The sequence below is a fragment of the Sphingobium sp. TA15 genome (assembly GCF_037101235.1).
GTDB classification, from domain to species: Bacteria; Pseudomonadota; Alphaproteobacteria; order Sphingomonadales; family Sphingomonadaceae; genus Sphingobium; species Sphingobium indicum.
In genome coordinates, this window is the sequence record NZ_AP025355.1 from 403,613 (window position 1) to 429,090 (window position 25,478).

The 25,478-nt window shown below is 66.7% G+C and carries 27 protein-coding genes; 14 read left to right on the plus strand and 13 right to left on the minus strand.

Going from position 1 to position 25,478, the window contains the following annotated elements; translation table 11 throughout:
• Positions 1-28 precede the first annotated feature (28 nt).
• Entirely contained in the window at positions 29-565 is a 537-nt protein-coding gene (msrA, locus tag Sj15T_RS02090) for a peptide-methionine (S)-S-oxide reductase MsrA (RefSeq protein WP_041386298.1), read from the plus strand.
• A 74-nt stretch (positions 566-639) separates the two neighbouring features.
• Positions 640-906 carry a hypothetical protein gene (locus Sj15T_RS02095; protein ID WP_007684048.1) on the plus strand — a complete coding sequence of 89 codons (267 nt, stop codon included), beginning with the start codon at positions 640-642 and terminating at the stop codon, positions 904-906.
• A gap of 89 nt (positions 907-995) precedes the next feature.
• Here Sj15T_RS02095 and Sj15T_RS02100 read toward each other — a convergent pair whose 3' ends face one another.
• Positions 996-1,952 (minus strand): L-threonylcarbamoyladenylate synthase, encoded by a 957-nt coding sequence (locus Sj15T_RS02100; protein WP_013039672.1) that lies wholly within the window; start codon positions 1,950-1,952, stop codon positions 996-998.
• Between the two features lie 111 nt (positions 1,953-2,063).
• On the opposite strand from Sj15T_RS02100, the gene Sj15T_RS02105 reads away from it, so the two are divergent.
• A complete protein-coding gene (locus tag Sj15T_RS02105; protein WP_013039673.1) occupies positions 2,064-2,882 on the plus strand; it encodes an ATP-binding protein in 819 nt (272 codons plus the stop codon).
• 153 nt (positions 2,883-3,035) lie between these two features.
• Here the strand turns inward: Sj15T_RS02105 and Sj15T_RS02110 are convergent, their stop codons facing one another.
• Together Sj15T_RS02110 and Sj15T_RS02115 are read right to left on the minus strand one after the other, a co-directional pair.
• On the minus strand, positions 3,036-4,364 hold the full coding sequence (locus tag Sj15T_RS02110; protein WP_013039674.1) for a sorbosone dehydrogenase family protein: 1,329 nt from the start codon (positions 4,362-4,364) through the stop codon (positions 3,036-3,038).
• A gap of 60 nt (positions 4,365-4,424) precedes the next feature.
• Entirely contained in the window at positions 4,425-4,598 is a 174-nt protein-coding gene (locus tag Sj15T_RS02115) for a hypothetical protein (protein ID WP_007684040.1), read from the minus strand.
• A gap of 226 nt (positions 4,599-4,824) precedes the next feature.
• Here Sj15T_RS02115 and Sj15T_RS02120 point away from each other — a divergent pair, with 226 nt between their 5' ends.
• A complete protein-coding gene (locus Sj15T_RS02120) occupies positions 4,825-5,028 on the plus strand; it encodes a hypothetical protein (protein ID WP_013039676.1) in 204 nt (67 codons plus the stop codon).
• 62 nt (positions 5,029-5,090) lie between these two features.
• Here the strand turns inward: Sj15T_RS02120 and argC are convergent, their stop codons facing one another.
• Genes argC through Sj15T_RS02140 form a run of 4 tightly spaced genes read right to left on the minus strand, consistent with a single transcriptional unit; the run spans position 5,091 to position 8,765 of the window.
• A complete protein-coding gene (gene argC / locus Sj15T_RS02125; RefSeq protein WP_013039677.1) occupies positions 5,091-6,035 on the minus strand; it encodes an N-acetyl-gamma-glutamyl-phosphate reductase in 945 nt (314 codons plus the stop codon).
• Positions 6,032-6,940, minus strand: coding sequence for an NlpC/P60 family protein (locus Sj15T_RS02130; RefSeq protein WP_013039678.1), 909 nt, complete (start codon positions 6,938-6,940; stop codon positions 6,032-6,034). Before Sj15T_RS02130 ends, argC begins: the two co-directional genes overlap by 4 nt.
• Positions 6,900-7,307 (minus strand): MarR family transcriptional regulator, encoded by a 408-nt coding sequence (locus tag Sj15T_RS02135; protein WP_021223951.1) that lies wholly within the window; start codon positions 7,305-7,307, stop codon positions 6,900-6,902. The genes Sj15T_RS02130 and Sj15T_RS02135 overlap by 41 nt, the downstream gene beginning before the upstream one ends.
• A 60-nt stretch (positions 7,308-7,367) precedes the next feature.
• Positions 7,368-8,765: a leucyl aminopeptidase family protein gene (locus Sj15T_RS02140; RefSeq protein ID WP_338756188.1), complete on the minus strand. Its 1,398-nt coding sequence runs from the start codon at positions 8,763-8,765 to the stop codon at positions 7,368-7,370.
• A 139-nt stretch (positions 8,766-8,904) separates the two neighbouring features.
• On the opposite strand from Sj15T_RS02140, the gene Sj15T_RS02145 reads away from it, so the two are divergent.
• On the plus strand, positions 8,905-9,108 hold the full coding sequence (locus Sj15T_RS02145; protein WP_007684028.1) for a hypothetical protein: 204 nt from the start codon (positions 8,905-8,907) through the stop codon (positions 9,106-9,108).
• A complete protein-coding gene (locus tag Sj15T_RS02150) occupies positions 9,108-9,962 on the plus strand; it encodes a DUF4163 domain-containing protein (RefSeq protein WP_013039679.1) in 855 nt (284 codons plus the stop codon). Before Sj15T_RS02145 ends, Sj15T_RS02150 begins: the two co-directional genes overlap by 1 nt.
• A 93-nt stretch (positions 9,963-10,055) precedes the next feature.
• On the opposite strand, the gene rimO is transcribed toward Sj15T_RS02150, so the two are convergent.
• The 4 genes from rimO to serS all read right to left on the minus strand — a co-directional run bounded on the left by rimO (position 10,056) and on the right by serS (position 14,857).
• The gene (gene rimO, locus Sj15T_RS02155; RefSeq protein ID WP_193377928.1) at positions 10,056-11,438 is read right to left on the minus strand and encodes a 30S ribosomal protein S12 methylthiotransferase RimO; all 1,383 of its coding nucleotides are present in this window, start codon (positions 11,436-11,438) and stop codon (positions 10,056-10,058) included.
• Positions 11,439-11,486: 48 nt separating this feature from the next.
• A complete protein-coding gene (locus tag Sj15T_RS02160) occupies positions 11,487-12,536 on the minus strand; it encodes an NAD-binding protein (RefSeq protein ID WP_174550406.1) in 1,050 nt (349 codons plus the stop codon).
• A 181-nt stretch (positions 12,537-12,717) separates the two neighbouring features.
• Positions 12,718-13,491, minus strand: coding sequence for a 5'/3'-nucleotidase SurE (gene surE / locus Sj15T_RS02165; RefSeq protein WP_013039681.1), 774 nt, complete (start codon positions 13,489-13,491; stop codon positions 12,718-12,720).
• 88 nt (positions 13,492-13,579) lie between these two features.
• Complete coding sequence (gene serS, locus Sj15T_RS02170) at positions 13,580-14,857, minus strand: serine--tRNA ligase (RefSeq protein WP_013039682.1); 1,278 nt, start codon at positions 14,855-14,857, stop codon at positions 13,580-13,582.
• Positions 14,858-14,954: 97 nt separating this feature from the next.
• Between serS and Sj15T_RS02175 the strand changes: the two genes are divergently transcribed.
• A complete protein-coding gene (locus tag Sj15T_RS02175) occupies positions 14,955-15,395 on the plus strand; it encodes a host attachment family protein (protein WP_007684014.1) in 441 nt (146 codons plus the stop codon).
• 52 nt (positions 15,396-15,447) lie between these two features.
• Here the strand turns inward: Sj15T_RS02175 and Sj15T_RS02180 are convergent, their stop codons facing one another.
• Positions 15,448-15,546 (minus strand): PEP-CTERM sorting domain-containing protein, encoded by a 99-nt coding sequence (locus Sj15T_RS02180; RefSeq protein ID WP_148225541.1) that lies wholly within the window; start codon positions 15,544-15,546, stop codon positions 15,448-15,450.
• Positions 15,547-15,616: 70 nt separating this feature from the next.
• Here Sj15T_RS02180 and Sj15T_RS02185 point away from each other — a divergent pair, with 70 nt between their 5' ends.
• From Sj15T_RS02185 to Sj15T_RS02195, 3 genes are all read left to right on the plus strand, one after another.
• Positions 15,617-16,183: a hypothetical protein gene (locus Sj15T_RS02185; protein ID WP_013039683.1), complete on the plus strand. Its 567-nt coding sequence runs from the start codon at positions 15,617-15,619 to the stop codon at positions 16,181-16,183.
• Positions 16,184-16,759: 576 nt separating this feature from the next.
• Positions 16,760-17,224: an RNA polymerase-binding protein DksA gene (dksA, locus tag Sj15T_RS02190; RefSeq protein WP_013039684.1), complete on the plus strand. Its 465-nt coding sequence runs from the start codon at positions 16,760-16,762 to the stop codon at positions 17,222-17,224.
• 64 nt (positions 17,225-17,288) lie between these two features.
• Positions 17,289-17,654 carry a PilZ domain-containing protein gene (locus tag Sj15T_RS02195; RefSeq protein WP_007684010.1) on the plus strand — a complete coding sequence of 122 codons (366 nt, stop codon included), beginning with the start codon at positions 17,289-17,291 and terminating at the stop codon, positions 17,652-17,654.
• 329 nt (positions 17,655-17,983) lie between these two features.
• Here the strand turns inward: Sj15T_RS02195 and Sj15T_RS02200 are convergent, their stop codons facing one another.
• Positions 17,984-18,142, minus strand: a complete 159-nt coding sequence (locus Sj15T_RS02200) for a YdcH family protein (protein WP_007684009.1) — start codon at positions 18,140-18,142, stop codon at positions 17,984-17,986.
• A 191-nt stretch (positions 18,143-18,333) separates the two neighbouring features.
• Here Sj15T_RS02200 and Sj15T_RS02205 point away from each other — a divergent pair, with 191 nt between their 5' ends.
• The 4 genes from Sj15T_RS02205 (at position 18,334) to Sj15T_RS02220 (ending at position 25,478) form a co-directional block, all read left to right on the plus strand.
• Positions 18,334-18,513: a DUF465 domain-containing protein gene (locus Sj15T_RS02205; protein WP_013039685.1), complete on the plus strand. Its 180-nt coding sequence runs from the start codon at positions 18,334-18,336 to the stop codon at positions 18,511-18,513.
• Between the two features lie 115 nt (positions 18,514-18,628).
• Positions 18,629-19,099, plus strand: coding sequence for a DUF1465 family protein (locus tag Sj15T_RS02210; protein WP_013039686.1), 471 nt, complete (start codon positions 18,629-18,631; stop codon positions 19,097-19,099).
• A gap of 152 nt (positions 19,100-19,251) precedes the next feature.
• Positions 19,252-21,309 (plus strand): BamA/TamA family outer membrane protein, encoded by a 2,058-nt coding sequence (locus tag Sj15T_RS02215; protein ID WP_013039687.1) that lies wholly within the window; start codon positions 19,252-19,254, stop codon positions 21,307-21,309.
• Positions 21,309-25,478 (plus strand): translocation/assembly module TamB domain-containing protein, encoded by a 4,170-nt coding sequence (locus Sj15T_RS02220; RefSeq protein WP_013039688.1) that lies wholly within the window; start codon positions 21,309-21,311, stop codon positions 25,476-25,478. Before Sj15T_RS02215 ends, Sj15T_RS02220 begins: the two co-directional genes overlap by 1 nt.

Consider the following 25,478-nt stretch of genomic DNA (forward strand, 5'->3'; position numbering starts at 1 on the left):
ACGGCCAATGCAGGATAAGGACGCGCATATGGCCGAAGAGATCGCAACCCTGGCTGGCGGCTGCTTCTGGTGCACGGAGGCGGTGTACCAGAATCTGAAAGGGGTGAAGGCCGTGGAAAGCGGCTATATCGGCGGCATGCTACCCGACCCGACCTATGAGCAGGTCTGTTCCGGTGCGACCGGCCATGCGGAGGCGATCCGCATCACCTATGATCCGGCGGTGATCGGCTATGGCGACCTGCTGGACATTTTCTTCGCGACCCATGATCCGACTACGCTCAACCGCCAGGGCAATGACGTCGGCACCCAATATCGCTCGGCCATCTTCCCCCATTCGCCCGAACACGCGGCGGAAGCGAGGGCGGGGATCGAGCGGGCGCAGGCGGATTGGGCGAACCCCATCGTCACCGCAATCGAGCCGGACGCGCCCTGGTATCCGGCGGAGGATTATCACCAGAAATATTGGGAGCGGGTGGGGGACAGGAACCCTTATTGCATGGCGGTGATCCCGCCCAAGCTCGCCAAATTGCGCAAGGGCTTTGCCGAGCGGATCGAAGCCTCCTAACGGTTCGTCGCCTGAGGCTTGTCCTGCCCGACTGCATCCCTAAGCTCGCGGAAATGACAAGCCGGGGAAGAGATATGAACAAGATCGCATGGATGGCCGCGCCGGCTTTGCTGCTGTTCCTGCCGGGCTGCATTGCCCGGACGGCGGCGAACATCGTGACGGCGCCGGTGCGCGCAGGCAGCCAGGTGGTGGACTGGAGCACCACCAGCCAGGAAGAGGCCGACCGCAATTACGGCCGCAAGATGCGCAAGCAGGAAGCGCGCGAGGCCCGCGAGCGGAAGAAGGAGGAAGAACGCCGCCGCCGCGAATGCCGCGATGCGGGGTATGATAATTGCGGGTAATCCTGCCGTGAAAACTGCCGTGTTCCTGCGAAGGCAGGAACCTAGTGCCACCGTCTGAACTGGGTTCCTGCCTTCGCAGGAACACGGCTTCAGGCCGCCGCCCGTCGCAGCCGATCGTTGATCGCCACGCCTATCCCTTCGTTCGGTATCGGCGCCACGGCGATCCGTTCCGCCGCGCTGGCGTCCCCCATGTGCAGCGCCGCGAACAGATGCGCCGCAGCTTCCCGCAGGTCGGCATCGGGGCTGAGATTCACATGGCAGGGCATCAGCCCGAAGCCGATCAGATATTCGTTCTTCTCCGCCTTCAGCGCGTTCAGCCGCACCGGCTTGGACGGCGCATAATGGCTTTCCAACTGGCCCGGCGCCTCGATCTTCGTATTGTCGGCGCCCGTCACCACCGGCAGCATGCCTGCCTCCTCCAGCATCGCCGCCGTGACCGGGCCGGGGCGCAGCAGGCGGATGCAGTCGGTTTCCGGGGCGACGATGGTCGATTCCAGCCCTTCGCTGGTCGGTCCTTCGTCCAGGATCATGCGGATCTTGCCATTGAGGCTCGCCATCACATGTTCGGCGCGCGTCGGGCTGATCGATCCGCTGCGATTGGCCGACGGCGCGGCGAGGGGACGCCCGCTTTCCCGGATCAGCGCCCGCATCGCCGGATGCGCGGGCAGGCGCAGCGCCACGGTCGGCAACCCCGCCATCACCAGCGGCGATAATCCGCTGTCGGCGCGAGCGGGCAGGACCAGCGTCAGCGCTCCGGGCCAGAAGCGTTCCGCCAGCCTGTCCGCCACCGGCGAAAACTCCGCCAGACGCCCGGCCATCTCCTGGTCCGCGACATGCACGATCAAGGGATTGAAGCTGGGCCGCCCCTTGGCGGCGTAGATCGCGGCCACGGCGTTGGAATCCGTGGCGTCCGCCGCCAGGCCATAGACCGTCTCCGTCGGCACGGCGACCGGCTCGCCCGCACGGATCAGCAGCGCCGCCTCGCGCAGCGCCTCGCTGCCGTAGCGGCTTATTCGGGTGGAGAAGACTGGATTTGGGATGGTCACGGCCCCAGCGGTATAAGCCCCGAATTCGAGCAGTAAAAGGCCATTGCTACAGAAGAATGACATGGGCGTCGCGCTTGCCCGTCAAGCGGAGGAGGGCTAAGCGAGGGCGCCATGAACGATGCCCTGCTGACCCGCATTGCCGAAGCGCTGGAACGGATCGCGCCGCCGCCCGCTTCTGCCGCCGATCTGGCCGCCGCGCCTGCCTATATATGGAACGGCGCGACGATCCGGGCGGCGGAGGGCTTTGCGCCGGTGGATTATGCCCTGCTGACCGGCATCGACGCGCAGAAGCAGGCGCTGCTGGAAAACAGCCGCCGCCATGCCGCCGGTCATGCCGCGCATGACGTGCTGCTCTGGGGCGCAAGGGGGACGGGCAAGTCGGCGGTCGTCGCCGCCGTGGTCGGCAAGCTCCAGGCCGAGGGGCAGGACATCGCCCTGCTGCAATGCGCGATCGACGAACTGGCCAGCCTGCCGCGGCTTTTCACTTTGTTGCGGGACACGCGGCGGCCCTTCATCCTGTTCCTCGACGATCTGGGCTTCGATGAGAATGGCGTTGGCGACGCCCGTTCGCTTCGGTCGCTGTTGCAGGGCGGCACGGCGGCGCGCCCGGCCAATGTCCGCCTCTATGTGACGTCCAACCGCCGCCATATCGTGCCGCGCCACCTGTCGGAGCAGGACGACCCGGTCAATCCGCGTGACGTGGTGGACGACAAGATGGCGCTGTCCGACCGTTTCGGGCTGAGCCTGGGGTTCCACGCCATCGACCAGGACGCCTATGTCGCCATCGTCGGCGGCTATGCGGCCAGCCTTGGCCTCAGCTTCGAGCCGCTGGAGGCGATCCAGTGGGCGACCCAGCGCGGCAGCCGGTCCGGGCGCGTGGCCTGGCAATATGTGGTGGAGCTGGCGGGACGGAACGGCCTCAATATCTAGGCTGTTTGAGATCGACGCTTACGTGCTCCTGCGAAGGCAGGAGCCCAGATCGACGGTGGAACTAGGCTCCTGCCTTCGTAGGAGCACGCGCCGTTTTATTAACAGGCACCGTTTTATCAGCGCGCGCCGTTCAATCGCTCGTTCCCCGTCACCTCACTTCGCTGCCGTCACCCGCCAGACGACTCCGCCGACATCGTCGCTCACCAGCAACGCGCCCTTCGCATCGGCGGTGACGTCCACCGGCCGGCCGCGCGCCTCGCCCTGGGGACTGAGGAAACCCGTCAGCACGTCGATCGGCTTGGCCTTGCCGGTCTCGCCATTGTCGCCGAAGGGCACGAACACCACCTTGTATCCCGACCGGGGTTTCCGGTTCCAACTGCCGTGCAGCCCGACGAAAGCGCCGTTGGCGTAAGGCCCGCCCAGCGTCACCTTGTCGGCGAAGCTCAGCCCCAGCGGCGCGACATGATTGCCCAGCGCATAGTCCGGCCGCTTGGTATATTCGCGGACTTCCGGCCGTTGCGGCTGGACCCGGCGATCCTCGTAACCGCCCCAATAATTCCACGGCCAGCCATAGAAGGCGCCGAATTCCACCCGCGTCAGATAATCGGGCACCAGATCGCTGCCCAGCATGTCGCGCTCGTTCACCACGCCCCACAGCGCGCCGCTCTTAGGTTCAAAGGCCAGTCCCACCGGATTGCGCAGGCCCGAAGCGTAGATGCGATAGGCGCCGGTCTGCGGATTGACCTCCAGCACGGCGGCGCGATTATCCTCCGTCGCCAGGTCGTTTTCGCCGATATTGCTGTTGGAACCGATACCCACATAGAGCAGCCCCTGCGGGCTGGCGGCCAGGCTGCGCGTCCAGTGCATGTTGGGCGCCTGCGCGGGCAGGTTCAGGATCTTGCGCCCCTTGGCGGCGATCTTCGTCTCGCCCTCCTTGTACGGAAAGGCCATCAGCGCATCGGTATTGGCGACGTAGAGCGTGTCCCCGACCAGCGCCATGCCATAGGGCGAATTCAGCCCGGTCAGGAAAGCCGTCCTGGTTTCCGCCCGGCCGTCGCCATCGGCGTCGCGCAGCAGGGTGATGCGGTTGGCGGACGGCACGCCGGCCCCCGCCTTGTTCATCAGATAGTTCATCACCCGGTTGACGATGCCGCTTGTGGGCCGCGCCGGGCTGTTGGTTTCCGCCACCAGCACGTCGCCATTGGGCAGGCGCAGCAGCGAGCGGGGATGGTCCAGCCCGTCCGCGAAGCGATCGACGCTGAGGCCCTTCGCGGGAACGGGCTTTTCCCCACCCTTCCACGGCACGGCCTCCGCGACGTTCATCGTCGGGATCATCTCGCTGCGGGGGCTGGTGAAAACCGGCTCCTTGCCCACATCGGCGCCGGCGGGAAGCCGCGCCGCGTCGCCCCGCGCGAAGTAGAAGAAAAGGCCGACGAGAATGGCCAGCGTGAGGATGGTGAGCGCGATCAGGTGCTTCTTCATGGCGTATCGTTTATGCTGGCCCATGGATGGTGGCAAGGCGCGCAAGTGCCCGATGCGGAGCTATTTTCCCCGGTCCCAGAGCCACAGCAGCACCGCGATCGCGATGCCCAGCGCCGTGCCCGCCAACAGGCCGGCGCTCGGCTGGCCCATCAGGCCGCCGACGATGGTGCCGCCCAGGATGGTGAGCGCCAAAATGGCGCCTGCGCCGATCGGTTCTTTTCTGCCCTTGGTCATTTCGCGGTCCTTGCCACGGGCGGGGATGCATGGCCAGCGCTTTCCCGCCTGCGCCTTTTCAGGACAGCCTGTCCCACGCTGGGATGGCTGTGCCACGGCGGGACTTGGCTAATGGATCGTTCACCCTCGCAGGCCGCCCTCCGCCGTCGATGGGTGCGGCTGGCATGGGGATTGAACCGCGATCCCCACCGTCAGGGTGGGGACTTTGGGGGGCCAGGTCATGAACATGCCATATCTTTCGAATCGAAAGAGCTATGAGGACGCGGCGGAGCTGATGTCGCTGTTCGGCGACAATGCGGGCTATGAAGCGGCGGCGCGGGCCGACCGCAGCCGGGATCTGGGCAACCATATCCGTTTCTGCCACTGGCGGCAGATCGAGCGGCTGATCGTATTGCTGACCCATGAAGGGGCGATGGGCACGATCCATTGATCGGCGCTTCCGCCCCTTCGCCATGCCGAAGACCGGCGCGGCGAAGGGGCCGGATGCCGCCTTCAGAGCCGCAGGCCGGCGGTTTCCGGTAATCCCGCCAAGATGTTGAGGTTCTGCACGGCGGCCCCGGCCGCGCCCTTGCCCAGATTGTCGAGCGCCGCCACCAGCCGCGCCTGGCCGGTCGCCTCATTGCCGAAGACGAACAGCGCCAGCCGGTCGGTCGCGCCGACATGCTCCAGCCGGACCTGCGTCATCGCCGCGCTGTCCTCCAACGCTTCCACGCCGACGATGGGCGATCCCGCATAGGCGGCGGCCAACGCCCCATGCACATCCGCCGCCGAAGGCGCGCCGGGCAGGGCGCGCAACTGCAACGGCACCTCCACGATCATGCCGCGATAGGCATTGGCCACGGCGGGGGCGAAGAGGGGCGGGTGCCGCAAGCCGGAATAGCGCTGCATTTCCGGCACATGCTTGTGCGCCAGCCCCAGCCCATAGGGCCGGAACGCGCTCGGCGCGCCGCCGGCGCCCTCATATTCCGCGATCATCGACTTGCCGCCGCCCGAATAGCCGGATGCGCCGGATACCGTCACCGGCCAGTCGACGGGCAGCAGTCCGGCGAGCACCAGCGGCCGCACCAGCGCCAGGAACCCCGTCGGCCAGCAGCCCGGATTGGCGACGAAGCGCGAATTCGCCAGCCTTTCCCGATGCCCCGGCTCCAGTTCGGCAAAGCCGTAGGCCCAGCCATCGGCCACCCGGTGCGCCGTCGACGCGTCGATCACCCGCGTCCGGCCATTGTCGATCAGCGCCACCGCTTCGCGCGCAGCATCGTCGGGCAGGCAGAGGATGACGATGTCCGCCGCGTTCAGCGCGTCCCTGCGCGCCGACGCATCCTTGCGCCTGTCCGCGTCTAGCGCGATGATCGACAGTTCCGGTCGGCCCGCCAGCCGCTCGTTGATTTCCAAACCCGTCGTGCCGACGCCGCCGTCGATGAATATCCTTTGTGTCATGCGCCAATTCTCCGCCGCGCCGTCACGGGTTCCGCATGATCCGCCGCCAGCCGTCCGACGACGTCGGCCAGCGGCTCGATCACCACGCTCATCCAATGGGCGTTGGCATGTATCATGTTATGCTCGTCGGTCATGATGCCGACATGGCCGGGAAAGAAGACGAAGTCCCCTCGTCGGAGCGGCGCGCCGGGCGCGATGGGGGAACCGATCCCCTCGCGCTGAAGATCGGTGTCGCGGGGCGCCTTGATCCCGCACTGGCCGAGCGCCACCTGCACCAGGCCGGAGCAGTCGACGCCGCGATGCCCGCGCCCGCCCCAGACATAGGGCTGGCCCAGATAACGCTCCGCCACCGCGACCCAGTCGCTTTCCAGCGCGTCGATCGCCGCAGCATGGCGCTTGTGCACATAGCCTTCGGCGCAGGCGTGGAAATCCCCCTGCGCCTCGGCCGCGAACTGCGCGCCGCGCGGCCAGTAATCGGCAATGGGGGACTTGATGTCGGCGGCGCTGAACAGCGGGGCGGTGCCGGCGATCACGCGGCTGTTCGACACTTCCCGCACGTCCAGCGCATCGCGCCGGACATAGCCGACATAGCCGTCATGCCCGCAAAAGCCCCAGGCCCAGTCGGCCGTCACGTCCAGCGCGTAGAAGCTCTCCCCGCGCAGCAATTCGCTCACCGCCCGCGCCTTGGGCGTGTCGGACGCCAACAGGGGCGCGCCGGCGGCGACGCAGGTCAGTTCGACGGCGCGGGCATAATGGGCGGAAAACAGCACGCCGGCCAGCGCCAGGTCGGCCAGGTCGCCGCGCGCCGCATGGACCCGCGTGTCCAGCTTGACCGACCGGCCGTCCAGCTTGAATCGGATGCGTTCAGGCGGTGCGTTCCGCAGAGGAGAAGTTGAGGCGTTCATCGCGGCCGGTTCCTGCGATGAAATGGTGAAAGGCGTCAAGAAATTCCGCCCCTTTTGGGGTGCGGGTGATGAAAATATTGCGCCGGTCGGTGGAGTCCCGCTCCCGCCGCAGATAGCCAAGCGCCGATAATTTGTTGAGTGCGCGGGTGATGACCGGCTTGGAGACGTTCAGCGCTTCCGCGAGTCCCCGCACCGTATGCGGCCCCGCGCCGATATAGACGGTCAGCATCAGCGCCATCTGCCGGTTGGTGAGGTCGGGCCTGCCGGACCGCACATAATCGACCAATGTGCGCATCCATTGGCCGAGCGGCTTCAAGCCGGGACGGTTCAGCTCTGCGGCTTCATTCTGGGCGGAGTGGGCATCCATAACCTCGTAACGCACGATAGCCAATCCGGTTGCGTAACGGCCTCGACAATCGCTTTCTTTTTACTTTTTGCGGCCGTAGCGCGCTTGCAGCATATGGAAGGCGGCGCGCAATCCCAGCGCCTCGCCCCCCTTCGGGCGTCCAGGCCGCGAAGCGGGGCGCCAGGCGAAGGTGTCGAGATGCACCCAGGGCACGGCGTCGGGCACGAAGCGCTTGAGGAACAGGGCGGCGGTGATCGCCCCGGCAAAGCCGCCTTCGCCCGCATTGTTGATGTCCGCCACGTCGGACTTGAGCATTTCGGCATAGCCGTCCCACAGGGGCAGGCGCCAGGTCGGATCGTCCACCGCCGTCCCGGCCGCATCCATCTCCGCGGCGAGCGCCTCGTCATTGGCGAACAGGGCCGGGAGGTCCGGTCCCACCGCCACCCGCGCCGCCCCGGTGAGCGTCGCATAGTCGATGATGAGGTCCGGCTTGTCCTCTCCCGCCAGCGCCAGCGCGTCGCCCAGCACCAGCCGCCCCTCCGCATCGGTATTGCCGATCTCGACCGTCAGCCCCTTGCGCGAGCGCAATATGTCGCCGGGTCGGAAGGCATTGCCGGACACCGCATTTTCCGCCGCCGGGATCAGCGGGTGCAGCCTGACCGGCAGGCGGGCGCCCATGACGAGCTGCGCCAGCGCCAGGGCATGGGCCGCGCCGCCCATGTCCTTCTTCATCAGCCGCATGGCGGAGGACGGCTTGATGTCGAGGCCCCCGCTGTCGAAGCAAATGCCCTTGCCGACGACCGCGACCTTCGGGTGCCCGGGATCGCCCCAGCGCAATTCGATGAGGCGCGGCGCGAAGCGCTTGTCCGCCGCCTTGCCCACGGCATGGATCATCGGGAAGCCATGTTCCAGCGCGTCGCCCTTCGTCACCTTGCAGTCGGCCTCGAAGCGTTCCGCCACCTTGCGGGTCGCGGCTTCCAGTTCGGCCGGGCCCATGTCGGCCGCAGGCGTGTTGACGAGGTCGCGCACCAGCGCCACCGCTTCGGCCAGGCGCGCGGCGGCGTCGATCTGCGCCACTTCCGCGGTCAGTAGCACGCGCGCGCCCGATCCATTTTCTTCCCTGCGATAGCGGTCGAAGCGATATTGCGCCGTCAGCCATCCCAACATCGCTGCCCCCGCCGCGCCCTCGGCCAGCCGATAGGCGCCTTCGGGCAAGGCCTCGGCCAGCCTGGCAAGGCACCATGGTCCCAGCTTCGCGGCGGAAGCGACGCCGGCCACCACCGACCAGTCCGCCGCCTCCTCGCCGGGCAGGATGGCGAATTCATGCGCCTTGCCCCTGAATTTCTGGGCGGCCGCCAGGGCGCGTACCCGCTCCGGCTGGCTTCCCAGCCAGCTTTCCAGTCCTTGCGCATCCACGATCCGGATCGAACGGGCGGGTTGATTGTTGTCGGCTTTCAGCAGGTCGGAAAAATCGTTCATGCAATGTGTTTTGGAGAAAGGCGGCGGGTAAGAAAAGCGCAATCTTTCGTCGTCCGAGCGCCTCTTTCGACCGCGCCGTCATTTGCGTCGGACGGCGTGCGGGCATAGATTGAACGGAGTTAAAAGAAGGAGAGACAAGATGATGCACAGCGACGACGGCCGCCTTCAGGCCCTGCGCGCCCGCGCCTATGCGCTGGCGGAAAGCGGGCGTTTCGACGGAGCGCATGCGGTGGAGCAGGCATTGATCGCGGAAGGCTGGCCCAATGCCGGCGCGGCGCTCCAGAGCAGCTATGCGCGCAAGGCGATCAGCGAACGGTGCATGGCGGCAGCCAAGGCCCATTGATGCACGGGATCGAGGGGAGGGGATTGGCGGGACTGCCCCTGGCGGCGGTCCTGCTGCTTTGCGCCTGTTCGCCTTCGAAGGGCGCGAAGAATGGGGACGAGGCGGCTCTGCCGGGCAATGACGTCGCGGCCAGCAATTTCGCGAACCGCATGTCCGGCCAGCCGGAGCCGCCGTCGCCCGCCCAACCGTTCGAGCAGAAGGAGAAGACCGATCTGCTCGAATTCGCCTATGCCTATCCCGCGCAGGCCGCGCAGATACCCGTCCTGGCGGAGAGGTTCGGCAATGCGCTGAAGGTGGGGAAAGCGGATGCGCTGAAAATGGCGCGCGAAGACCGGAAGGCCGCCAGGGAGGCCGGCTATCCCTTCCGGGCGCATTCGCTCGAAACCCGCTGGACCGTGGCCGCCGACACGCCGCGCTTCCTGGCGCTTCGATCGGAAAGCTACGTCTATACCGGCGGAGCGCATGGCATGACGGGCTATGAGGCGTTGCTGTGGGACAAGGCGCGCAAGCGGGAGACGGCGGTCACGGCGTTGATGACCTCGCCCGCCGCCTTCGCGGCCGCCATCCGGGACCGCTTCTGCGACGCGTTGGACAAGGCCCGCGCCGAAAAGCGCGGCGCTCCGGTGAAGCGCAGCGATGACGACGACTTCACCAAATGCATCGATCCGATGCAGCAGGTGCTGGTGCCGACATCGAAGGACGGCAAGCTGGTCGACGGCGTGACCGTCGTCATCGGTCCCTACAGCGCCGGTCCCTATGCCGAGGGCAGCTATGAGATCGCGCTGCCGGTGGACGCGGCCATGCGCAAGGCGATCAAGACGGAATATCAGGACGCCTTTGCGGCGGCGGAATGACGCTGCCTCCCCCAATGCGCCGTGCCCCTGCGAAGGCAGGAGTCCAGCTATGACGTCGGAACTGGGTTCCTGCCCTCGCAGGAACATGGTGCCCTAAACCGACGGCACTCCGTAAAGGTCATGCTCGTCCGCATCCTCGATCAGCACGTTCAGGATGCTGCCCGGCGCCAGCCCTTCTCCTACATCGCGCAGGAAGACATTGCCGTCGATCTCCGGCGCGTCGGCCTGGCTGCGCGCCGTGGCGCCGATGGAGCCGTCCTCGTCCGCTTCGCCCACCTCGTCGATGATGACGGGCAGCACGCGGCCCACCTTCGCCTGCAAGCGGGCAGCGGAGATGGCGGCGGTCCTTTCCATGATCCGCTGGTATCGTTCTTCCTTGACCTCCTCCGGCACCGCGCCGGGCAGGTCATTGGCCGCCGCGCCCTCGACCGGCTCGAAGCGGAAGGCGCCCACGCGGTCGAGTTGCGCCTCGTCCAGCCATTGGAGAAGATAGTCGAAATCCGCCTCCGTCTCGCCGGGGAAGCCGACCACGAAGGAGGAACGGATCGCGATGTCAGGGCAGATGTCCCGCCATTTGCGGATGCGGTCCAGCACCTTCGCTTCGTTCGCCGGGCGCCTCATGGCCTTGAGGATCGAAGGCGCGGCATGCTGGAACGGGATGTCGAGATAGGGCGTCAGCAGCCCATCGGCCATCAGCGGGATCACATGATCCACATGGGGATAGGGATAGACATAGTGCAGCCGGACCCATGGCGGCGTGCCCTCTGCGGTGCGAAGCTGCCCCAGCTCGCGCGCCAGGTCGGTCATGTGCGCGCGAACCTCGCGCCCCTTCCACTGGCGCGCCTCATGCCGGGTGTCGACCCCGTAAGCGGAGGTGTCCTGGCTGATGATCAGCAGTTCCTTCGTTCCGGCATGCACCAGCTTTTCCGCCTCGCGCAGCACGGCGTCGATGCGCCGGCTGGCCAGGTCGCCGCGCAGCGAGGGGATGATGCAGAAGGAGCAGCGATGGTTGCACCCTTCCGAAATCTTGAGATAGCTGTAGTGGCGCGGCGTCAGTTTCAGCCCGCCCTCCGGCACCAGGTCGACGAAGGCGTTGGGTATGGGCGGCGAGGCTTCATGCACCGCGTTCACCACCGCCTCATATTGATGCGCGCCGGTCACGGCCAGCACCTGCGGGAATTTTGCGCGGATCAGTTCCGCCTCATTGCCCATGCAGCCGGTGACGATGACGCGGCCATTCTCCGCGATCGCCTCGCCAATGGCTTCCAGCGATTCCTCCTTGGCCGAATCCAGGAATCCGCAGGTATTGACCAGCACGACGTCGGCGCCGGCATAGTCTGCGGACATCTGATAGCCGTCGGAACGCAGCTTGGTCAGGATGCGCTCGCTGTCGACCAGCGCCTTGGGACAGCCCAGCGACACCATGCCGACCTTCGGCGCTTCGGGAATTTTGGTTGCCATGATCGGCGCGCACATAGGGATTTTTGCGCCCAATGTCACGGGGCCACGCAAAAGCCCTCGGAATCAGGCCGGCGCGCGGGCTTGCCCGGCCGCATCGCCCCGGACGATCTCTATGATGAGATCGCCGGTCTGGAGCTTCGCCGCTTCCTCCTCCCAGAAACCGATGGCGCGTTCCTGACGATGGATGCGCACGCCCAGCCCCGTCCGGATGTCGGACAGCGGCCGCCCGATTTCCTCCGGCAGCACGAAGCGTTCGTTCAGTTTCACCTGACCGCCCGAAGCGGCAAGGTCCGACATGTAATCCGCGATATGCTGGCCGCTGGTGCTGCCCGCCAGCAGCAGCCCGGCGAAGCTGACCGGATTGATCACCGTGGTCGCGCCGGCCTGCCGCGCGGGCAGTTCGTTGTCCTCGTTGCGCACGACGATGCTGATGGGCAGGCGTGGGGCCAGGTGCCGCGCCGTCAGCGTGATCAGGATGGAGGTGTCGTCCCGCCCGGCCGACACGATCATCGTCCGCGCCCGGTGGATCGCCACATCGTTCAACGTCCGGTCCCGCGTCGAATCGCCGCATAATATGTTGCAGCCCAGCGCTTCGGCCTCCGCCAGCGCCTTTTCGACCGGATCGACCACCACGATCTCCCGCGGGTCGACGCCCCGCGCCAGCAATTCCCGCACCGCCTCGGCCCCGCTGGTGCCAAAGCCGGTGACGACGATGTGATTGTGCAGATCGGCCTGAATGCGAGCCATGCGCCACCTGTAGAGGATGTTGCGGAAGAAGAGATTATAGGCCGTGCCCAGGAAGATCAGCCAGACGAACAGGCGGATCGGCGTCACCAGCAAAGCCTCGAACAGCCGGGCTTCCGGGCTGACCGGCACGATGTCGCCATAGCCGACCGTCGTCACCGTGACCGTGGTGAAGTAGAGTACGTCGATGAAGCTGATCCGGTTGTCCAGATTGTCCTTCAATCCATCCCGGCCGACCCAGTGGATCAGCAGCACCAGCCCGATCAGGCCGAAGACCAGTGCCACCCGCCAGCCGAGATCGGCCCAGATCGGCAGCGAAGACCGCCGCCGCAGGAACCCCGCCGCGCTGGACGGCGGCCGGACGGGCATGATCCTCATCGGGCCTTTTCTTCGATGATGTCGAGCGGAAGCGTCGCGGGAACAGCAAGGGCAGGAAAGCGAAGAAGGACCATCCACGACATCGCCACGTCTTTAGCCCCCTGGTCCCGCCATGGCTAGATCGCGTTCGGATCGACGGGCAAGCCGCATGTCCCTGCGCAGGAACACGCCGTCAGCCCATCTGTCCTCCGAAGGCCTGCGCCGTCGCCGCCATCGCGCTGTCCTGCGTCAGGTCGTAGTGCAGGGGCGTCACCGTCACATAGCCTTCGGCAATGGCGGCCAGGTCGCTCCCCTCCGGCACGGCGTCGCTCTTGCCGAGGCCGAACCAGTAATAATCATAGCCGCGCGGATCGGTGCCGTGGATGATCTTGGTCCGGTCCACATCGTGAAAGCCCTGCCGCACCACGCGGATGCCCTTCACGGCTTCGGCATCGACCGCCGGAAAGTTCACGTTGAACAGCCTCCGGGGGCTGGCCGGCATGGCGATGAGCGGGCGCAACACCCGCTCGCCCCAGGCCCGCGCCGCAGCGAAGGGCACGGCGTCGCCCATCCCCTCCCGCGCATAGACCTGGCTGAGCGCGATCGACCTGATGCCGGAGATCGCGCCCTCCATCGCGGCGGACACCGTGCCGGAATAGGTCACGTCCTCCGCCAGGTTGGCGCCGCGATTGACGCCCGACAGCACCAGGTCGGGCTTCGCATCCTTCATCAGATGGCCGACCGCCATCATCACCGCGTCGGTGGGCGTGCCGGTCACGCTATAATGTTTCTCGCCATGCTGGCGGACGCGCAAGGGGCGCGTCAGCGTCAGGCTGTGGCCGGCGCCGGACTGCTCCTCGCTGGGCGCGACGATCCAGATGTCGTCGGACAGCGTGCGCGCAATCTCCTCCAGCACGGTCAGGCCCGGAGCATGAACTCCATCGTCATTGGTGAGCAGGATGCGCATGTCCTTGAAATCCGTTCGCTTCGAGCGAAGTCGAGAAGCTCATTCACCCCGTTTCTCGACTTCGCTCGAAACGAACGGGGCAGGCGAATTACGAATGCCGCAATCGCGTCAGGCCGCCCATATAGGGGGCCAGCACCTCCGGCACGATCACGCTGCCGTCCTCCTGCTGGTAATTTTCCAGCACCGCCACCAGCGTCCGCCCCACGGCCAGCCCCGACCCGTTCAGCGTATGGAGGAAGCGGGTCTGCTTCTCCCCCTCCGGCTTGTAGCGGGCGTTCATCCGCCGCGCCTGGAAATCGCCGCAGTTGGAGACGGAACTGATCTCGCGATAGGTCTGCTGGCTGGGCAGCCACACCTCCAGATCCCAGGTCTTGCGCGCCCCGAAACCCATGTCGCCGGTGCAGAGCAGCATCTTGCGATAGGGCAGGCCCAGCGCCTGCAACACGCCCTCGGCCGCGGCGCACATGCGCTCATGTTCGGCCTCCGATTCCTCCGGCTTGCAGATCGCGACCAGTTCGACCTTCTCGAACTGATGCTGACGGATGAAGCCGCGCGTGTCGCGCCCGGCCGAACCCGCCTCCGACCGGAAACAGGGCGTCAGCGCGGTCAGCCGGAGCGGCAGGCTCTCTGTCGGCACGATCTGCTCGCGCACGAGGTTGGTAAGGGAAACCTCCGCCGTCGGGATCAACCAGCGCCCGTCGGTGGTCCTGAACAGATCCTCCGCGAATTTCGGCAACTGTCCGGTGCCGAACAGCGCCTCGTCCTTCACCAGCAGCGGCGGATTGACCTCCTCATAGCCATTCTCGCGCGACTGGCGGTCCAGCATGAACTGCGCCAGCGCCCGGTGCAGCCGCGCCATCTGTCCGCGCAGCGCAGTGAAGCGCGCGCCGGAAAGCGCCGCGCCGCCCTCGAAATCCAGCCCCAGCGCCGGACCGAAATCGGCATGGTCCTGCGGCGTGAAGGGGAAGCTGCGCGGTTCGCCCCACCGCGCCACCTCGACATTCTGGGTCTCGTCTTCCCCCGGCGGCACGTCGTCCGCCGGCAGGTTGGGGATCGCCGCCAGCCGCGCCGCCAGCGCCTCGCCGATTTCCCGATCCTCCGCCTCCAGAGCGGGCAGTTTTTCCTTGAGCGCGGCGACTTCAGCCTTCAACGCCTCTGCCGTCGCCATGTCCTTCTGCGCCATGGCCTGGCCGATGGCCTTGCTCGCCTCATTGCGGCGCGCCTGGCCCTGTTGCAATGCGGTCTTGATTGCGCGGCTCCGCTCGTCGAGCGCCAGCAGTTCCGCGCTCAGCGGTTCCAGGCCGCGTCGCGCCAGTCCAGCGTCGAAAGCGGCGGGATTTTCGCGAAGGAAACGAATGTCGTGCATGGGTCAGCCCTATGCCGTTCTGCGACCAGCCGCGCAACCCTGCTCACCGCCGTCCGTTGGTCATGGACTCAGGCGTTGAAGAGAGAGGAACCGGACGATGCAGATAGACCATGGCGCGATGGTGCTGGTGGCCGACGGGCGCAAGATGCTGTTCTTTCGCAACAAGGGCAGCCCGGACTTCCCGAACCTGGAAACGGAAGAGGTGAAGCAGCAGGACAATCCCCCCGACCGGGAACAGGCATCCGACGGCACGGGCCGCGGACCCAATTCGGTCGCCAGCCATCGCGGCTCCGTCGAGCAGACCAATTTCCACGATCTGGAGGAATCGCGCTTTGCCGCCGAGGCGGCAGAATTGCTCAAGCGCCGGGCGCTCGCCAATGATTTCGAGAAGCTGATCGTCGTCGCGCCGCCCACCGCTCTGGGCGAGATGCGCAAACATTATCACAAGGAGGTGCAGAACCGGCTGGTGGGCGAGATCGCCAAGGATCTGTCGAACCATCCCGTGCCGGAAATCGAGCGGATCATCGCGACGAGCTGAAACCCGATCCGGCCGGCGCTCCCCCCGGATCGCCGGCCGGATCGCCCCGCGGTTAACCCTGGGCGCCCGCCTTGGCGCGGGCGAACCGCTTGCGCGCCAGCAGGGCCGCAGCGCCCGCCCCGAACAGCAGCACCATCGGCGGCGCCGGCACATCGGTCGGCGGCGGCGGATGATGATGGTCGCCGCCCGACGAACTGGAGGATGAGGAGGTCGAAGAGGAGGTGGAGGACGACGTCGAGCTGCTGGTCGACGAACTGGTCGAAGAGGAACTGGACGTCGAGCTGGATGTCGAGGAACTGCTGGTCACATTGCCGCTGGAGGTGGAGACGTTGCCCGACGAAGTCGACACATTTCCCGACGAGGTCGACACGTTGCCGGACGACGTCGACACATTGCCCGAAGAGGTGGAGACCCCGCCCGTGGACGTCGACACGCCGCCCGTCGATGTCGAGACGCCGCCGGTCGAGGTGGAAACGCCGCCGGTGGTCGAGCTGGTCGAACTGGTGATGCCGCCGGTCGAGCTGCTGGTGGAGGAGATCACCACCGATCCGCCCGAACCGCCGCCGCTGCCGCCGAAGAAGCCGCCGAAGAACCCGCCGCCGCCAAAGCCGGGACCGCCCGCCAGCACGACCGGCGCGCCGCCGCCACCGCCGCCGGACATGACCGGCATTTCCGCCGCCGCGACGGGCGCGGGCAGGGGGATGGGCGCGGCCTGGGTGGTCACCGTCACCGTCTGCGGCGCGCAGGACACCGTCTTCACCACGCGCTGCACCTTGCGAACGGCATAATGCTTGCGCGGCGCCGCCTTGACGCTTTTCGTGCTCTGGACCCCTGCCGGACGCGCGCTTTCGGCGACGTGAACCGCGCCGCCGCCGATGATCGCGCCGCCGGCGGCGCAAGCGCATAATTTAGCCAATGCCATCCGTACCGACATAGGTTCCACTCTTGTTTGTCTTCGGCCCGGCGCTCTCGTCACTGCGTCGCGCAATAACGGAAGCGGGGTCGTTCCCTGTTGCCAACAACGCAAAACAAAACGTTAACTTCAATGGCGTTAACTCTGAATATCGGGGTCAAGTCGAGGAAAAAACTAATAAAATATGAGCATATATGGTTAACGTCCCATTGTGAGACGACGGCCGGCCGCTTGGTCGATACGCCCCGTCTATTTTCTTTTATCATCGCCTAGTGCTTGGGAATCGCGAACTTTCCGGGGATAAAACGCGCCGCGATGCGCGGTCGGCGCGCCGCAAGACCGATTGCCCGCTTGTCTCAGGCCGTGGCGCTGGCTATTAGGCGCCGTCAACCACAAGTCACGGATACCCCGGCACTTTCAGCATCGGGGATCCCGCGAGTCGGAGAGCCAGATGGCATCGGTCCTGAATTCCGATAAAGACGGCCAAAATCCGCCGAAATCGGCTGTAATACTCCCACCCGACTATCGTCCTTCCGCAGACGAAGAGTTCATGAACCCGCTCCAGTTGGAATATTTCCGGCAGCGCCTGTGGGACTGGAAGAAGCAGATACTGGCCGAAGCGGAAGGGACATTGGCCGTCCTGCAGAACGAACCGCTCCGGGAGCCCGACCTCAACGACCGCGCATCCAGCGAGACCGACTGGTCGATCGAACTGCGCACCCGCGACCGCCAGCGCAAGCTCATCTCCAAGATCGACGCCGCGCTACGCCGCATCGACGAGGGCGAATATGGCTATTGCGAAGTGACCGGCGAACCGATCTCGCTGGGCCGCCTGGAGGCCCGGCCGATCGCGACCATGACGGTCGAGGCGCAGGAACGGCACGAGCGGCAGGAAAAGGTCTCTCGCGACGATTAACCTTTTGTCCATGCCGCCATGGCAGGGTCGCCGGGAATTCCAGTGATCTTGCAGGGCGTTGTCGATGGATAGCAATCAGGATGATGGTGGCCGCGGCCCGGCGCGTTCCGGCCCGCGCGACAGCCTTTTCCTGCTCACCAATCTGAGTTCGGCGGACGGCGCTCCGCTCGGCCGCGCGCGGGTCCGCAATCTTTCCGCGACCGGCCTGATGGCCGATTGCGAGCGCGCCATACCAACCGGCCTGCGCATCCGTTTCGACCTGCGCGGCATCGGGCAGGTCAACGGTTCCGTCATCTGGTCGCGCGAAGACCGGATCGGCATCGCCTTTGACGAGCAGATCGATCCGCAACTGGCCCGTCGGCCGGTCTCCAGGCCGGAAGGGCAACGCACGGTGCCCGATTATCTGCGCCAGCGACGGTTCATTCGCTGAGCGGTTTTATGTGACTTTGGCAAGAATTGGCCCGTGACTCCGGACCCTTCGACAAGCTCAGGACAGGCTTGATCCGGGGTTCCGCTGCCTTGGGCTGGGTGCTGTTTACAAGAAAAGCGGGACCCCGGGTCAAGCCCGGGGTGACGAATAGGGGGCACGTCCGCCTTCCCCAAAATCCGTACCAAAGCAGTTCGGCCCGACCTTCGAAAAAAAAAGCCCCGCAGGCCGTCTGGCCCCGGAGCCTTTCAATCATCCCTCACCTTTGGAAAAGGGCAGGATCGGCGGCAAGGGACCGCCGATCCATGCCTTTCGCACAGGCGTCACCGCTGTCAGTGTTGCGCCTCCATTTCCTCCTTCAGCCGCAGCTTCTGCTTCTTGAGCGATGCCACCAGGATCGCGTCGGGCATGGGACGACTCGTCTCCGCCTTGATTCGCGCCTCAAGCCCGGCATGCTTGGCTGAAAGAGCTGAAATGTGGCTGTTTTCCATGACATTCTCCTTACGAGGGCAATGGATGAACGAGTAGATCACGATTCGCCGGCCGAGTCTTCGGGCGATTCGCGCTTTGCGACGGGCCGCCTTGAAATTTGCGATGGTTCGTGCCGGCCTGCCGGGCTATCAAGGGGCGATGGGACGGCAATCGGTGCGAAAGTAGGTGTAGGGTGAGCCGCGAAGACATCATGCGTCGGCTGGAATTGCTGCGAATCGAGCATCGCGACCTGGACAGCGCCATTGGCGCCCTGGTCGACTCCGGTTCGGGCGACCAGATGCAGGTCGCGCGCCTCAAGAAGCGGAAATTGCGCCTGCGCGACGAAATGGCGCTGCTGGAGGACCAGCTCGTCCCCGACATCATCGCCTGAATGGCGGGGCGGATTATGGCCGATGCGATCCCGACTGATCCTCAATGAGACAATTCGGGGTTAACGGGGCCGCATCGGGACTGACAAGGCGTCCGCTCTATGGCACATATCCGCCATGAAACTCGCCGCTTCTCTTGACCAGGGCCTGCATCGCCGCCTGGTCGACGGTCTCTATGTCGAAGCCATGGTCATGGCGGACGAAGCGCGCGCCTATTTCGACCTTCGCGACGGGGGCGACGCGGATGTCGACGATCCGGTCCGTCGCGTCGCCTTCGCCTGCGAATCGCTCAAGGTGACGACCCGCCTCATGCACATCATCGCCTGGTTGCTCAGCCAGCGGGCCTGGCAGCGCGGGGAACTCAGCGATGCCGAGATGCTGGACGAGAAATATCGCCTCGGCCACGCCGCGACCACCGATCCCTCGGTGGTCGGCGGCTTCCCCTTCGCCGCCCGCGCCCTGATAGACGGCAGCCAGGATCTTTACGAACGCGTCGCCCGCCTTCAGGATCGCATGGCGCGCCCGCGTGCGCAGGCCGAACCCAATCCCGCCCGCGCCCTGATGGATCGCCTCAACGCCGCCTTCTGATGCGCCGTAATGGGCCAGTCGCGGCCTTTGAGCGCCCAGGCGACGTTCGTTTCCTGTCCTCGCCCACGCTCCAGCCGGAATCGCCGCACAGCCTGTCCCGCCGTGATCTTGGGGGCTGGCCATCTGCCCGATATCTGGTCTAGATCAGCGATATGAACATCGGTTTGCGGACCTGCCGCCGCATTTCAGGCCTGCCGCAAGCTGCTCTGCTCGTGCCGCTGCTTCTGCTCGCGCCCGCCGCTCATGCGCAGGCGGAGCCGCAGCCGGGCGCGCGGCCGGTTCCCGATCAGCCCGATCCCGACCTAGCCCCCATGCCGGACATCGGCGTCGACTGGCCCGACATGGGGCAGCCCGACATCGTCACGCCGATGGTCGAACTGCCGCCCCAGCCCTCCGATGCGCCGCAGCAGGCGGTCGCCACCGAAGCCATGGAGGAACCGGCCGAGGAGACCCCCACCTATACCCAGACGGGCGCGGACACGGGTGAGGAACGCCGCTACACCGTCGCGCTGGATGGCGTGGAGGAGATTGCCGACGCCCGGTTCACAAGCCGCTTCAACGAATTGTCGGTGCTGCGCCAGGGGGAGGGGAAGCCTGCCAACCTTGCCCAGATCAACCGCCGGATCAAGGAGGATAGCGACCTGCTCGACCGCCTGTTGCGCGCCAAGGGCTATTATGCGGCGCGCATCCGCGGCGCGGCGGCGCCGCCGCCGGCGGGCAGCGACAGGCTGGCGGTCACCTTCCGGATCGTGCCGGGCGCTCGCTATCTGCTGTCGTCCGTCGAACTGAAGGGCCTGGAAAGCACTGGCGAGCGCGAGGCGAAATTGCGCGCCGCCTTTCCCTCCGGGCCAGGCGATCCGGTCGACGCCGACGCCATCCTGGCCGGGCAGCAATCCCTGGCCGTCGCGCTGCTCGAAAACGGATTTCCCTTCGGCAAGGTCGAGGAACCGGAAGTCCGCATCGATCATGAGGAACGCAAGGGCGATCTGGACATCGTCGTCAATCCGGGCGCCTACCGCACCTTCGGCAGGATCGTCATGGCCAATGACGCGCTGTTCAGCGCCCGCCATGTCCAGCGCATCGCCCGCTTCCGCCCCGGCGACACCTATATGGCGTCGGACGTCGAGGATCTGCGGCAGGCGCTGGTGGCCACCGGACTCGTTTCTTCCTTGACCATGACGCCCAGGGACGCCGGGGACGGCGAGCATGTCGACCTGGCCATAGACGCCCGTCCGGCGCCGCTGCGCACCATCGCCGGGGAACTGGGTTACGGCACGGGGGAGGGTTATCGCGCGGAGGTGAGCTGGACGCACCGCAACTTCTTCCCGCCCGAAGGCGCGGTGACCCTGCGCGGCGTGATCGGCACGCAGGAGCAGACGGCATCCTTCACCTATCGCCGCAACAATTTCCGCCGCCGCGACAATGTGCTGACGGGCCTGCTTTCCGTCAGCAACATCAAGCGCGATGCCTATGACGCGCGCACCATCACCCTGTCGGGCGCGTTGGAGCGGCAGACCAACATATTGTTCCAGAAGAAATGGGTCTGGCGCATCGGCGGCGAACTGATCGCGTCGGACGAAGCGGATGCGTTCAGCAACGGCAACCGCCGCACCTTCCTGATCGGCGCCATCCCCTTGAGCCTCACCTATGACGGCAGCGACGACCTGCTGAATCCCAGTCGGGGTTTTCGCCTGGGCGGCCGCGTCAGTCCCGAACTGTCCTTCCAGAACAGCACCTTCGGCTATGCCCGCGTGCAGCTCGACGGCAGCGTCTACCGGCCGATGAACGACCGCATCGTGCTCGCCGCCCGCGCCCGTTTTGGTACGATCCTGGGGTCCACGGTGGACCGGATCGCGCCATCGCGGCGCTTCTATGCTGGCGGCGGCGCGTCGGTGCGCGGCTATGGCTATCAGGCGATCGGCCCACGCTACGGCCCCGGCGACGATCCGGTCGGCGGCAAGAGCCTGGCGGAATTCTCGCTGGAATCGCGCATCCGATTCGGCGATTTCGGCGTCGTGCCCTTTGTCGATGCCGGCAATATCTCGACCAGCTTCCTGCCGCGCTTTCGCGACCTGCGCATCGGCGCGGGGCTGGGGGTGCGCTATTACAGCAGCTTCGGCCCGATCCGCATCGATGTCGGCACGCCGCTCAATCCGCAGTCGGACGATCCCAAGGTCGCGGTCTATGTCTCGCTGGGGCAGGCCTTCTGATGGCCGTGGAGACGCCCGCGCCGCGCCGCCGCCGCGCCTGGGACGGCCGCTGGCAGCGCTGGGTTGCGGGCGTGATCGCGATGCTGCTGCTGATCGTCGCGGGCACGCTGGCCTGGCTCGACACCGCGCCCGGCCATCGCTTCCTCGTCGCCCGCATCGCGAAGATCAGTCCGCCTTCGGGCCTGCGCATCCATGTCGACCGGATCGACGGCAGCATCTACCGAAAGGCGGTCCTTCACGGCCTGACCCTGTCCGATCCCAAGGGCGCGTTCCTGGACGCGCCGCGGGTGGAACTGGACTGGTGGCCCTTCGCCTGGCTTTCCAACCGGCTCGACATCGACCGGCTCGTCATTCCGCGGGCGACCCTGCACAAGCTGCCCAGGCTCAACCCCAGCGAGCGCGAGGGGCCGATCCTGCCCGGCTTCGACATCCGGTTGATGCAATTTTCGGTCGGCCGCCTCACCATCGACCGGCGCGTCACCGGGAAAATCCAACAGGCGACGCTTTCCGGCGACGCGGATATTCGCGGCGGCCGCGCCATTATCGACCTGTCCGCCCGCGTGCTGAATGGGGAGGACGCGCTCAACATCGCGCTCGACAGCCGACCCGACGACGACAGGTTCGACCTGGACGTCACGGTCAATGCGCCCAGGGGCGGCGTGCTGGCGATCATGGCCGGGCTCAGGCAGGATGCCAATCTGCGCATCCAGGGGCGGGGAAGCTGGACCCGCTGGGACGGGCGCCTCGCCGCCACGCTGGACAGCGAGCCGGCCGTTGACCTGAAGCTGGCGGCCCGCAGCGGCGCCTATGCCGCGACCGGCACCATCGAGGGGCGCGCCATGGCCGGGCAAGGCCTTGTCCAGCGCCTCTCCGCGCCGCGCCTGGCCATGCAGGCGAGCGGATCGATGGTCGACCGGGTGATCGACGGCAAGCTCTCGCTCCGTTCCGCCGCCATCGATCTCGACGCGGACGGCGCCATCGACCTGCGCAACAATGCGTTCGACAATCTGCTGGTCGATGTGAAGCTGGCGCGCCCGCAGGCTTTGCTCAAATCGATGGGCGGCCGGGACGTCGCGGCGCGAGTCCGGCTGGACGGCCCGCTCTCCGGTTTCGGCTATGAATATCTGCTCACCGCCAGGCAACTCGCCTTCGGCAAGACGGTGATCCACGATGTCCGCGCCGACGGCAAGGGGCGCCGGGCGAAAGGCGGCCCTGCGCTGATCCCCGTCCATCTGCGCGCCCGGCGCCTGGACGGCCAAGGTCCGCTGGTCGAGGGCATCATCCGCAATTTCGACCTGGACGGCGTGTTGCAGCTCAGGAACCAGCAGATCGTCAGCAATCCGATGACGGTGCGGTCCGACAAGCTGCGCGGCAGGCTGCTTTTCCTCGCGGACCTGAAATCCGGCCGCTACGACATCGGCCTGGACGGCCAGATCAGCGGCCTGGCCATTCGCGGCCTGGGCATCGTCGACCTGACGTCGAAGCTGCGCGCCGTGCCCGGCGCGGGGGGCGCCTTCACCCTGAGCGGCAATGCGATGGCGCGGATGCGGCGGCTGGACAACGGCTTCCTGCGTTCGCTGGGCGGCGGCCTGCCGGTGTTGCGCAGCGGCCTGTCCCTTGGACCGGACGGGCAGCTTCGGTTCACTGACCTCCGCCTCCAGGCGCCGCTGCTGACGCTCTTGGCCAAGGGCTATCGTCGGCACGACGGCACGTTCCATTTCGAAGGCAACGGCCAGCACGGAAGCTATGGTCCGCTGCGCCTGACGCTGGACGGCAGGATCGACCGCCCTACCGTCGATGTCGTGCTGCAAAGTCCGTTGAAGGCGCTGGGCGTCACCGACCTGCACGCCCATCTGGTTCCCGATGCGGCAGGCTATGGTTTCACGGCTGAGGGGGGATCGGCCCTCGGTCCCTTCACCGGAAACGGCGTGATCCTGCTGCCGCCGGGGGGGCAGGCCATCGTCCGCATCGCCCGCGTCACCGCATCGGGCGTCAGCGCCAGCGGCGACCTGCGCCCGGTGACCGGCGGCCTGGACGGCGTGCTGAACGTCGGCGGCCCGGTGACCGGCACCGTCGCCTTCGCCCCGGTAAACGGCGTGCAGCAGTTGAAGCTCGCCCTCGCCGCCACCGACGCCAGTTTCGACGGCCCGACCAGCATCGCGGTGCGCCGGGGCAAGCTGGACGCGACGATCCTGCTCGACCCTTCCGGCACGACGATCGGCGCCACGGCGCAGGCGCGGGGCCTGCGCGTCGGCGCGATCCAGATCGGGCGCCTTGCCGCCACTGCCGATCTGGTTGACGGCAGCGGCAAGGTGACGGCCAGCCTTTCCGGCCAGCGCGGCCGCCTCTTCGACCTCAGCGGCGAGGCGCAGGTCACGCCCGGTCGCATCCAGCTTCAGGCCGGCGGCACTGTCGACAAGCGGCCGATCAAGCTCAATCGCCCCGCCATATTCACCCGCACGCAGGACGGCTGGCGGCTCGATCCCGCATCGGTCGGCTTTGCGGGCGGCTCGCTCCAGCTCGGCGGGGAACTCAGCGGCCAGACCACCAGCATGGAGGCGCGGCTGCAAAGGCTGCCGCTTTCGCTGCTGGACGTCGCCTATGACGATCTGGGCCTGGGCGGCACGGCGACCGGCTCGCTCAGCTATGTCCACACTCGCGGCGGCATGCCCACCGGCAGGGCGGACCTGCGCGTGCGCGGCCTGTCCCGATCCGGCCTGTCCCTCAGCTCCCGCCCGGTCGATGCGGGCGTGAACGCGGTCCTGACCCATGACCGGCTGGCCACCCGCATGATCTTCGTCGCGGACGGCCAGACCATCGGTCGCGCACAGGCATTGCTCACTCCTTTGGGCGTCGAAGGCAGCCTGGTGGATCGGCTCAACCGCGCGCCCCTGTTCGCGCAGCTTCGCTACAACGGCACCGCCGACACGCTCTGGCGCCTGACGGGCGTGGAGATCGTCGACATATCCGGCCCGGTCGGCGTCACCGCCGATGCGCGGGGCACGCTGGGCAATCCCGTCATCACCGGATCGCTGGCGACCGGCAATGCCGCGATCAACAGCCCCGTCACCGGCATGCGCCTGCACGGCGTCAGGGCGCGGGGCCGCTTTTCCGGCGCGCAACTGGTCATGACGGATTTCGCCGCTACCGCGCAAAATGGCGGCAGCGTCACCGGCACCGGCAGCTTCACCTTTATGGGGCTTGCGGGCGTCGGCATGGACCTGCGCCTCCAGGCGGAAAATGCCGCGCTCCTCGAACGGGACGACATCGCCGCCACCGTCACCGGCCCGATCACCATCGGGTCCACCGGCAAGGGCGGCACCATTGGGGGCGACCTGATCCTCAACCGCAGCCGCTTCACCATGGGGCGCGCCGCCGCCGTGGCGCAGATCCCTGAACTGCGCGTCATAGAGATCAACCGTCGCGGCGATGAGATGGAGCGGCCCCGCACCAGCATTCCGTGGGATCTCGCGATCAAGGCGCGCGCCCGCAACCGCCTGACCGTCACGGGCCTTGGCCTGGAGAGCGAATGGCGCGCCAATCTGGACATTGGCGGCACCGTCGCCAGCCCGGCCATCGCCGGCACCGCCGATCTTGTCCGCGGCACCTATGATTTTGCCGGCCGCCGCTTCGACCTCAAGGAAGGCAAGATCCAGTTCGACGGCCGCACCCCCGTCAACCCGACGCTCGACATCGATGCGGAGGCCAATGTCAGCGACCTCACCGCCACCATCCATGTCGGCGGCACCGGCCTCAAGCCCGCGATCAACTTTACGAGCGTGCCCGCCTTGCCGCAGGATGAACTGCTGTCCCGCATCCTCTTCGGCACGTCGATCACCAACCTGTCCGCGCCCGAAGCGCTGCAACTCGCCTCGGCCGTGGGTTCGCTTCAGGGGCAGGGCGGCCTCGACCCGATCAACGCCGTGCGCAAGGCGGCGGGGCTGGACCGGCTGCGCATCATCGCCGCCGATCCGACGCAGGGGCAGGGCACCTCCATCGCGGCGGGCAAATATCTGACCCGCAAGACCTATGTGGAACTGATCACCGACGGTCAGGGCTATTCCGCGACCCGCATCGAATATCAGGTCACGCGCTGGCTCTCGCTGCTCGGCGCCATATCCACCCTTGGCCGCGAAAGCGCCAATGTCCGCGTCTCCAAGGATTATTGA

Coding starts and splice junctions, on each gene's coding strand:
- Sj15T_RS02110 (WP_013039674.1), bottom strand. CDS start 4,364: ATGAAGAAGCACCTGATCGCGCTCACCATCCTCACGCTGGCCATTCTC.
- Sj15T_RS02140 (WP_338756188.1), bottom strand. CDS start 8,765: ATGAACGATTTTTCCGACCTGCTGAAAGCCGACAACAATCAACCCGCC.
- Sj15T_RS02150 (WP_013039679.1), top strand. CDS start 9,108: ATGCACGGGATCGAGGGGAGGGGATTGGCGGGACTGCCCCTGGCGGCG.
- Sj15T_RS02175 (WP_007684014.1), top strand. CDS start 14,955: ATGCAGATAGACCATGGCGCGATGGTGCTGGTGGCCGACGGGCGCAAG.
- Sj15T_RS02215 (WP_013039687.1), top strand. CDS start 19,252: ATGAACATCGGTTTGCGGACCTGCCGCCGCATTTCAGGCCTGCCGCAA.
- argC (WP_013039677.1), bottom strand. CDS start 6,035: ATGACACAAAGGATATTCATCGACGGCGGCGTCGGCACGACGGGTTTG.
- dksA (WP_013039684.1), top strand. CDS start 16,760: ATGGCATCGGTCCTGAATTCCGATAAAGACGGCCAAAATCCGCCGAAA.
- Sj15T_RS02105 (WP_013039673.1), top strand. CDS start 2,064: ATGAACGATGCCCTGCTGACCCGCATTGCCGAAGCGCTGGAACGGATC.
- Sj15T_RS02120 (WP_013039676.1), top strand. CDS start 4,825: ATGCCATATCTTTCGAATCGAAAGAGCTATGAGGACGCGGCGGAGCTG.
- Sj15T_RS02205 (WP_013039685.1), top strand. CDS start 18,334: ATGCGTCGGCTGGAATTGCTGCGAATCGAGCATCGCGACCTGGACAGC.
- surE (WP_013039681.1), bottom strand. CDS start 13,491: ATGCGCATCCTGCTCACCAATGACGATGGAGTTCATGCTCCGGGCCTG.
- Sj15T_RS02210 (WP_013039686.1), top strand. CDS start 18,629: ATGAAACTCGCCGCTTCTCTTGACCAGGGCCTGCATCGCCGCCTGGTC.
- Sj15T_RS02220 (WP_013039688.1), top strand. CDS start 21,309: ATGGCCGTGGAGACGCCCGCGCCGCGCCGCCGCCGCGCCTGGGACGGC.
- Sj15T_RS02195 (WP_007684010.1), top strand. CDS start 17,289: ATGGATAGCAATCAGGATGATGGTGGCCGCGGCCCGGCGCGTTCCGGC.
- Sj15T_RS02130 (WP_013039678.1), bottom strand. CDS start 6,940: ATGAACGCCTCAACTTCTCCTCTGCGGAACGCACCGCCTGAACGCATC.
- Sj15T_RS02145 (WP_007684028.1), top strand. CDS start 8,905: ATGATGCACAGCGACGACGGCCGCCTTCAGGCCCTGCGCGCCCGCGCC.
- rimO (WP_193377928.1), bottom strand. CDS start 11,438: ATGTGCGCGCCGATCATGGCAACCAAAATTCCCGAAGCGCCGAAGGTC.
- msrA (WP_041386298.1), top strand. CDS start 29: ATGGCCGAAGAGATCGCAACCCTGGCTGGCGGCTGCTTCTGGTGCACG.
- serS (WP_013039682.1), bottom strand. CDS start 14,857: ATGCACGACATTCGTTTCCTTCGCGAAAATCCCGCCGCTTTCGACGCT.
- Sj15T_RS02200 (WP_007684009.1), bottom strand. CDS start 18,142: ATGGAAAACAGCCACATTTCAGCTCTTTCAGCCAAGCATGCCGGGCTT.
- Sj15T_RS02095 (WP_007684048.1), top strand. CDS start 640: ATGAACAAGATCGCATGGATGGCCGCGCCGGCTTTGCTGCTGTTCCTG.
- Sj15T_RS02160 (WP_174550406.1), bottom strand. CDS start 12,536: ATGCCCGTCCGGCCGCCGTCCAGCGCGGCGGGGTTCCTGCGGCGGCGG.
- Sj15T_RS02135 (WP_021223951.1), bottom strand. CDS start 7,307: ATGGATGCCCACTCCGCCCAGAATGAAGCCGCAGAGCTGAACCGTCCC.
- Sj15T_RS02115 (WP_007684040.1), bottom strand. CDS start 4,598: ATGACCAAGGGCAGAAAAGAACCGATCGGCGCAGGCGCCATTTTGGCG.